This window comes from Acinetobacter sp. YH12255, from assembly GCF_013417355.1.
Lineage (GTDB): Bacteria > Pseudomonadota > Gammaproteobacteria > Pseudomonadales > Moraxellaceae > Acinetobacter > Acinetobacter pseudolwoffii.
On record NZ_VPEC01000008.1, the window covers coordinates 95,900 to 103,571 of the forward strand.

9 protein-coding genes are annotated in these 7,672 nt (G+C 42.8%); 3 read left to right on the forward strand and 6 right to left on the reverse strand.

The window, feature by feature from the left end:
* Positions 1-4: 4 nt before the first annotated feature.
* The 3 genes from FTV30_RS05365 (at position 5) to rodA (ending at position 2,330) form a co-directional block, all read left to right on the forward strand.
* Entirely contained in the window at positions 5-397 is a 393-nt protein-coding gene (locus tag FTV30_RS05365; protein WP_005097092.1) for a septum formation initiator family protein, read from the forward strand.
* The gene (gene ispD / locus FTV30_RS05370) at positions 366-1,079 is read left to right on the forward strand and encodes a 2-C-methyl-D-erythritol 4-phosphate cytidylyltransferase (RefSeq protein ID WP_005097091.1); all 714 of its coding nucleotides are present in this window, start codon (positions 366-368) and stop codon (positions 1,077-1,079) included. Before FTV30_RS05365 ends, ispD begins: the two co-directional genes overlap by 32 nt.
* Before the next feature lie 111 nt (positions 1,080-1,190).
* Entirely contained in the window at positions 1,191-2,330 is a 1,140-nt protein-coding gene (gene rodA, locus FTV30_RS05375) for a rod shape-determining protein RodA (protein WP_074383200.1), read from the forward strand.
* Positions 2,331-2,528: 198 nt separating this feature from the next.
* Here the strand turns inward: rodA and FTV30_RS05380 are convergent, their stop codons facing one another.
* The 6 genes from FTV30_RS05380 to FTV30_RS05405 form a co-directional block, all read right to left on the reverse strand.
* A complete protein-coding gene (locus tag FTV30_RS05380) occupies positions 2,529-2,831 on the reverse strand; it encodes a cyd operon YbgE family protein (protein WP_005170606.1) in 303 nt (100 codons plus the stop codon).
* Positions 2,832-2,834: 3 nt separating this feature from the next.
* Positions 2,835-2,936 carry a cytochrome bd-I oxidase subunit CydX gene (gene cydX / locus FTV30_RS05385; protein WP_004278713.1) on the reverse strand — a complete coding sequence of 34 codons (102 nt, stop codon included), beginning with the start codon at positions 2,934-2,936 and terminating at the stop codon, positions 2,835-2,837.
* 25 nt (positions 2,937-2,961) lie between these two features.
* Positions 2,962-4,107, reverse strand: coding sequence for a cytochrome d ubiquinol oxidase subunit II (gene cydB, locus FTV30_RS05390; RefSeq protein WP_100329576.1), 1,146 nt, complete (start codon positions 4,105-4,107; stop codon positions 2,962-2,964).
* On the reverse strand, positions 4,104-5,687 hold the full coding sequence (locus tag FTV30_RS05395; RefSeq protein WP_074383198.1) for a cytochrome ubiquinol oxidase subunit I: 1,584 nt from the start codon (positions 5,685-5,687) through the stop codon (positions 4,104-4,106). Before FTV30_RS05395 ends, cydB begins: the two co-directional genes overlap by 4 nt.
* Positions 5,687-5,878, reverse strand: coding sequence for a cytochrome oxidase putative small subunit CydP (gene cydP, locus FTV30_RS05400; protein ID WP_004645265.1), 192 nt, complete (start codon positions 5,876-5,878; stop codon positions 5,687-5,689). Before cydP ends, FTV30_RS05395 begins: the two co-directional genes overlap by 1 nt.
* 444 nt (positions 5,879-6,322) lie before the next feature.
* Positions 6,323-7,378: a porin gene (locus tag FTV30_RS05405; RefSeq protein ID WP_180001154.1), complete on the reverse strand. Its 1,056-nt coding sequence runs from the start codon at positions 7,376-7,378 to the stop codon at positions 6,323-6,325.
* Positions 7,379-7,672 lie beyond the last annotated feature (294 nt).

A 7,672-nucleotide genomic window follows, 5' to 3' on the forward strand; every position in this document is an offset into this window, starting at 1 on the left:
ACTTATGTCAATGTTAAATGTATTCGACTCGACTGCGAGTAAAGTACTGTTGGGCCTTGCGATCATTTTGATCGCAGGGTTTCAATATTTATACTGGTTTGGTGAAGGTGGTTATCATGATCATCAGCAGCTGACCCAGAAAATCCAGCAGCAAATGGAATTGAATGATGAGCTGAAAGAACGTAATCGCGTTCTGGCGGCAGAAGTCTACGATTTAAAGAATGGTATTGAAGCCATCGAAGAACATGCGCGTTTAGATCTTGGCCTGATTAAGCCACGTGAAACTTTTATTCAAATGAGCACGATCAGTACTCAATATAAACCCATCTATCTTAATCCAAATTCTAAAGTAGATCTGCGAACCAATGAGTCACCTGAGCCAACAAATACCCCGTAAATTATGGGTCATTCTTCCTGCTGCAGGTTCAGGTAGCCGTTTTTCTAAAACAGAACTCAAGCAATATCAGACGCTTCAACAACGAACTGTTCTTGAACATACCGTTGCACGTCTGAATCAATTGCCTTTGACTGGTTATGTATTGGCGATTGGTACACAGGACAATGTCGCAAAAACTCTGCCATTTTCCGATCTGGAAAAAGCACATTTTTGTTTGGGCGGCGCAGAGCGAGTGAATTCGGTGCTGAATGCATTAAATTATTTATCTGCAATGGCCTCTGAAGATGACTGGATCATGGTGCATGATGCGGCACGCCCTTGTGTCAGTCTGGATTGTCTTCAACAGTTGGTCAATACGGCAATTGCACAGGATCGGGCTGCGATTCTGGCGATTCCGGTACGAGATACACTTAAGCGTGTAGTCACCGGTTCTGATATTGAGGAAACGGTGGATCGCTCCATGCTCTGGCAGGCACAAACGCCGCAAATGGCCAAGCTGGGCACATTAAAACGGGCGATTGAACAGGCTTTGCAGGATGGTGCTAACATTACCGATGAAGCCAGCGCACTGGAACATATCGGTGAGCAGGTGAGTGTGGTGCAAGGGCGTTCCGATAATATTAAAATTACCTATCCGGATGATCTGGAACTGGCCAAGCTGATTTTACAAGCTCAGGCTTAAAAATATATTCGATAAAATTTAAATAAAAGCAGAATAAATCTGGCTATAGCGATCTATTCCCTATAGCTTTCACTTATAATTTTGCCATCATTCTTTTTCACCTTTTGGCCAATGATACCTTCACAGCAGTATCGGTTTTTACGTCATTCTTTGCGTGATGGACGTAGTATTAACCCGCAAGATTCCTCCCGGTGGACCAAGTTGCACCTTGATCCCTGGTTGTTGTGCTTTCTGGTTCTCAATGCAATCCTGGGGTTGATGGTGGTGTATAGCGCGACCTCTGAAGATTCCGGGATGGTTGTTCGTCAGGCGATCAGTTTCGGGATTGGTTTTGTGCTGCTGTTTATCTGTGCGCAGATTCCACCGAAAGTCTATCAGGCGATCAGTCCCTACCTGTATGCCTTTGGCATATTCATGCTGCTTTTGGTGTTTGTGATTGGTGAAAAACGCCTGGGTGCAACGCGTTGGATTACTTTGCCTGGTATTGGGAGTATGCAACCGAGTGAGGTAATGAAATTTGCCATGCCTTTGATGATGGCCTGGTATTTTGCACGTAAGCCATTTCCTCCCAAATTTGTACATATTGTCGGTGCATTAATTTTACTGGCTATACCATTTGTTTTGGTTGCACTCCAACCTGACTTGAATATTGGTTTGGTGGTTCCGGGTGTTTTTGTCTTGTTTTTAAGTGGGATGTCGTGGCGTCTGATTGTTGGTGCGGCAGCAGCACTGGCTGTAGCAGCACCGGTTTTATGGATGTTTGTACTACAAGAGTATCAAAAGAAACGTATCACCACGATGTTTGATCCGGAGTCGGATGCATTGGGTGCAGGCTGGAATATCATTCAGTCCAAAATCGCCATTGGTTCAGGTGGTTCCACAGGCAAAGGTTATACTGAAGGGACACAATCGCATTTGGGTTATCTGCCCGAGCATCATACCGACTTTATTATGTCGACCTATGCCGAAGAATTCGGTTTTATTGGTGTGTTTCTGCTATTTAGTTTATTTACTGCGATTATTATTCGTTGTTTGATGATTGGCTTAAACAGTTTTCATAATTTTGGACGTTTATATGCCGGAGCTATTGGACTGACCTTTTTCTTCTTTGTATTTTTAAACTCGGGCATGGTGAGTGGTATCTTACCGGTGACTGGAGACCCATTGCCGCTCATGAGTTATGGCGGAACGGCGGTGATCTCAATGCTCGCAGGTATGGGAATTGTGATGTCGATTCATACCCATCGATAAATTATTCTAAAAGTCGGATGTGTTCCGGTTTTACAAATATTGTTAAGATATGCGGGTAAAGAAAAGTATCTTCATTATATTCATGCTCAATGTGGAAATTGCTTCCAAATGCAGAGTGATATAACCATACAACAAAAAGCAGAAATGGATAAACGATATAAAGAAGCCCTCAATCGAGGGCCTCTTTAGTCTTAAAATTTAACTGAAAAACCAGGTGTAATAGCCCCAGATCATCAAAGGCCAAGCCAAAAATGGACTAAATAGCCATTTCCAGAACCAGTGGCGAGGTACGAAACCGACACCATGTACAAAGCCTCCAGAAATACCAATCATGATATACATCATGGCACTATGGCTATATTCACCGTTGGCATCCAGCATTGCAGAGGGATGAACCAATAACACTGCGGCGAGAGGAAAAGCCAGCAGGCAGGAAATCATCATCGCAAATTTGTTTGGTTTCTTGTCTACAACGGTTTTCTCAAGCGCAGCTTCGGTCATATTTTATTCCTCATCCAGGTCTTGGTGTTGTTCCATATAAATTGCAGCAATCACACTGGCAAAACACGCCATCAGTACACCCAGAATCCAGGCAAAATACCACATAATTTTGTCTCCTTAGTGCACAGCCTTAATACAGGCTGTGTGAATTGTCTTCAATATGTTTGTTGGTAATCACGCCCCACATCTTGTAATAACACCAAGTGGTATAGATCAGGATCAATGGAACAAAAATACAAGCTGCAACTGTCATGACAGTTAAGGTGTTTTTACTGGATACCGCATCCCACATCGTCAGACTGACAGTCGGATTTAAGCTGGATGGCATCAGGAACGGGAACAGGGCAAAACCGGCAGTCAAGATTGCACCGACGACTGCCAGAGAAGAACCCAGGAAGCTCAAGCCAGCCTTGTTTTTACCTGCAGCCAGTACAATGATGAATCCCCCTAGAATGCCGGCAATTGGAGCTGCCATTGTAATTGGATAAGTTGAATAGTTGTTCATCCAGCCCGGATTGGCATTGGTCAGTACTTCTTTTGCTAATGGGTTGGCAACACCATTGGTGTCAAAAGGCATCACCAGGCTATAACCCTGGATGTTTCCAAAATACAACCATGCACCCGCAGCAAGGAAAGTCGCCAAGTAGACCAGACCCATGATTTGTGTCGCTTTGGCAGAACGTTGACGCAGGTCGCCATCAGTACGCAGCATCAGCCATGCACCACCATGTGCGCATAACATCGATAAACTGACCAGACCACACACAATCGCAAATGGATTCAGCAGGGCAAAGAAACTTCCTGTGTAGGTAGAACGTACGGTTTCATCCAGGGTAAAAGGCACACCGAGGAACATATTACCAAACGCTACACCAAAGACTAATGCCGGAACTGCACCACCAATCGCCAAGCCCCAGTCCCAGGAAGTACGCCATTTGGTATTTTCCAGTTTAGAGCGGTAATCGAAGCCGACCGGACGTAAGAATAAGGCAAACAGTACCAGTAATAATGCCCAGTACATGCCAGAGAAGGCTGTTGCATAAACCATTGGCCAGGCAGCAAATAAAGCCCCCCCGGCAGTAATGAACCAGACCTGGTTACCATCCCAATGCGGGGCAATGGTATTGATTGCAGCACGGCGCTCGTTATCATTTTTGCCCACAAATGGCATGATCGCCATAGAGCCCATATCGAAGCCATCGGTGAGGGCGAAGCCAATCAGCAATACGCCGACCAGCACCCACCAAATTATTTTGAGTAATTCATATTCGATCATGCTTGAGTCTCCCCATTTGCCTTTTCTGCTGCAAGCTTTTCAAAGTGGTATTTACCGGTATGCAGGGAACTTGGACCAAGGCGTGAGAATTTGATCATCAGATACATCTCGATAATCAATAACACCGTGTAGAAGGCTGCCAATGCCAGGATTGAACCCCATACATCGCCAGTACTTAAGCTGGAGGCTGAAAGATGAGTTGGTAAGACTTCACCAATCGTCCAAGGCTGACGACCGACTTCTGCTACATACCAGCCGGTTTGTGCAGCCACCCAAGGTAAAGGCAGTGCAAATAAGGCAAATTTTAATAACCAAGGTTTGTTTTCAGCATTGCGTTTCGCAACCGCAAAGGTAGCCAGAACAAAGAGAAGCAGCATCAAGAAGCCAGAACCGACCATGGCACGGAAGGCCCAGAACAGACTTGGTACGTGTGGAATAGTGTCTTTAGCCGCTGCTTTGATTTGCTCATCAGAGGCATCAACAACATTTGGTGTGTATTTTTTCAGCAGCAAGCCATAACCGAGGTCTTTTTGTGATTCATCAAAAGCCGCTTTAAGCTCAGGTGATTTATCTCCTGCACGGAGCAGCTCTAACTGTTCATACGCCACCATACCGTTACGGATCCGCTGTTCGTGCTGAGCAATCAGATCTTTAATTCCAGTCACTTGTTCAGTGGTGGAGCGGGTTGCAATCAGACCCATCACATAAGGAATCTTGATCGCATAGTCAGTGGTTTGGGTTTCTGCATTTGGAATCCCAAATAAGGTGAATGCTGCTGGTGCAGGATGCGTATCCCATTCTGCTTCAATCGCCGCAAGTTTGGTTTTTTGGACATCGCCCAGCTCATAACCTGATTCATCACCCAGTAAAATCACTGAAAGTGTAGACGCAAGCCCGAAGATGGCTGCAATGGCAAAAGAACGGCGTGCAAACGGCAAGTCACGTTTTTTCAGCATGTAATAACTTGAAATGGCCAGTACAAAAATAGCACCTGTGACATAACCTGCAGACACTGTATGTACGAATTTTACCTGAGCAACCGGGTTAAAGATCAGTGCGGCAAAGTCCACCATTTCCATACGCATGGTTTCGTAGTTGAATACAGAACCAACCGGGTTTTGCATCCAGCCATTGGCGATCAGAATCCACAGCGCAGACATGTTCGAACCTAAAGCTACCAGCCAGGTAACTGCCAGATGTTGCACTTTGGACAGGCGATCCCAGCCAAAGAAGAACAAGCCAATAAAGGTCGATTCAAGGAAGAAGGCCATCAAACCTTCAATCGCCAGCGGTGCACCAAAAATATCACCGACATAATGCGAGTAATAAGCCCAGTTGGTTCCGAACTGGAACTCCATGGTCAGGCCTGTGGTTACCCCTAAGGCAAAGTTAATACCAAACAGTTTTCCCCAGAACTTGGTCATGTCTTTATAGATTTCTTTGCCGGAAATCACATAGGTGGTTTCCATAATGGCAAGCAGAAAAGCCAGGCCTAAAGTCAGTGGAACAAAAATAAAGTGATACATCGCGGTCATGGCGAACTGGAACCGCGAGAGATCGACCACGCTTTCAGAAATCATCAACGTGTCTCCTGGATTTGGGAAGGATTGCCGGCGATACGCTCGGCGACTTGGTTGTCAAAATTTTTAGGAATCGTAGGTGCATCAAACCAGATGTTTTTAATGATCATCAGTAAAATAACTTTGATAATTAAAATGGCAGTTATTTCTCTAACTACTCTCTGGTTTAGATTTTTGGGAACTAAGCTCATTCGACTAAGCCTGTCTGTGACTTGTTGTATATTATTAATCTATTGTAACTAAAAAATAAATAGACGATACAGTTTAAATAAGAATATATTTATAAGATATTGAAAATAAATGAAATATAATTAAATTAAACAAAAAATATTCTAAATATTTTTTATTATTTTTTGTAAATTTTCAGATTTTAAATCCGACTAAAACAGTTATATTTATCTATTTAAATGTAAATTATTTTTATTCTGATTTGTGTGGTTTTATATTTTTTAATCTGATAGAAATGCTTGGTTTTAAAATATAAGGATAAATCAGTCAAACTGTGTAAGCCTGTTGTTAGAAGGGGGTTGTAGCTTTGTATCGCAATCTTTTTACTATTTTTTCAATAAAAACACGCAAAAAAAAAGAACATGCATGAAGCATGTTCTTTTTAAGCTTTTGGAGGAGGGTAAAGCTTAGAAGTCGTAACGGAAGCCTAAAGAAAGACCCGTTGCATTTTCACCTGGTGCACCTGCTACGTTATTTGAACGAGCTTGCTGCCAAGGTGTTAACGCCACTTTTTCATCATTTAAAACGGTTGCCAAGTTAGCGTAAACACGTACCACTTTATCTAAGCGGTGTTCTACACCTAGCGCTACTAATGTTGAATTGCTCTCAGCAGCATCTACATCGCGTTCAAAAAATTGGCCACGGAGCGTTGTTTTCGGTGTAAGTTTATAATCTGCTGCGATACCATAAACTTTAGAATCTAAATCAGATGCTTGGTCGATTTCAGCCATTTGGAAGAATGCACCTACGTTTAAGGCATCTGTTAACTTGTATGCACCTGCTAAACGGATTGCATCACGTTCAAACTTTGAGTTTGCAGCACTTTCTTCATAATTTTCGTAGGCAACTGCAACATCTATAGGGCCTTCTTTATACGTTAAAGCAACATCATATGCCTTGGTATCTTCTTTGCCTTCGCCATCTACTTTATCTACTTTTGTACCTGGGTGTAGTGAAAGCGCTGCAGCAGCTTGGAAACCACCGCCAAATTTTGGTGATTTATATTCAATGGTATTGTCATTACGCTCATCGAACTTCTGCTCACCTACACGTGTAACATTACGCAGGTCACCGACTTGGTCACCAAAGAAATTCACTGGACCGCGTGCCACTTTGAATGGGCTGTCAAAACGACCTACTTTAACTTGACCAAAATTACCTTTTAAACCAACGAAGGTATCACGAGTCGCAAAATCAGCTTTATCGCCTTTTTCACCACTTGAGAAGTTAATTTCTTGTTCGATTTGACCAAAAACGGTCATGCCATTTTCTAATTTTTGTTCAGCTTTAAAGCCTAGGCGTGAAGAGTTTGAAGAAAGACCTACTTCGTTATAATCTGCACCATCATCAAGATAGTCTAAAGATACATGTGCACGACCATACACTTTAACATCAGCAGCAGCTGCCATGACTGGTGTTAAAATTGTTGCCCCAATTGCTAATGCAGATAACGTTTTTTTCATGTGTTGCTCCAATAAAGACTTTTTATTCATCGTCTTAAAACAAGTTTCAGTCATGTGTTGAAACATGTACCGCTCTATTGGTGCCAAGTATCGATTACAAATAAGACAGTAAGATTAAGGAAATATTTCAAATCTGTTAAATGTTGTATTTTGTAAGTTTTGTAATACGCAGATTCAAATCTCAAGTGCGACACATTTGTAGTTAGTTGAAAAAGTTAGGTGTATTCGTAGAATCATTGGACTTTTTCAACTCGCAATTGGAAAGCACACAATGAAGAAATACACCCAACTTTC

Coding starts and splice junctions, on each gene's coding strand:
- cydP (WP_004645265.1), bottom strand. CDS start 5,878: ATGAGCTTAGTTCCCAAAAATCTAAACCAGAGAGTAGTTAGAGAAATA.
- cydB (WP_100329576.1), bottom strand. CDS start 4,107: ATGATCGAATATGAATTACTCAAAATAATTTGGTGGGTGCTGGTCGGC.
- cydX (WP_004278713.1), bottom strand. CDS start 2,936: ATGTGGTATTTTGCCTGGATTCTGGGTGTACTGATGGCGTGTTTTGCC.
- FTV30_RS05395 (WP_074383198.1), bottom strand. CDS start 5,687: ATGATTTCTGAAAGCGTGGTCGATCTCTCGCGGTTCCAGTTCGCCATG.
- rodA (WP_074383200.1), top strand. CDS start 1,191: ATGATACCTTCACAGCAGTATCGGTTTTTACGTCATTCTTTGCGTGAT.
- FTV30_RS05365 (WP_005097092.1), top strand. CDS start 5: ATGTCAATGTTAAATGTATTCGACTCGACTGCGAGTAAAGTACTGTTG.
- ispD (WP_005097091.1), top strand. CDS start 366: ATGAGTCACCTGAGCCAACAAATACCCCGTAAATTATGGGTCATTCTT.
- FTV30_RS05380 (WP_005170606.1), bottom strand. CDS start 2,831: ATGACCGAAGCTGCGCTTGAGAAAACCGTTGTAGACAAGAAACCAAAC.
- FTV30_RS05405 (WP_180001154.1), bottom strand. CDS start 7,378: ATGAAAAAAACGTTATCTGCATTAGCAATTGGGGCAACAATTTTAACA.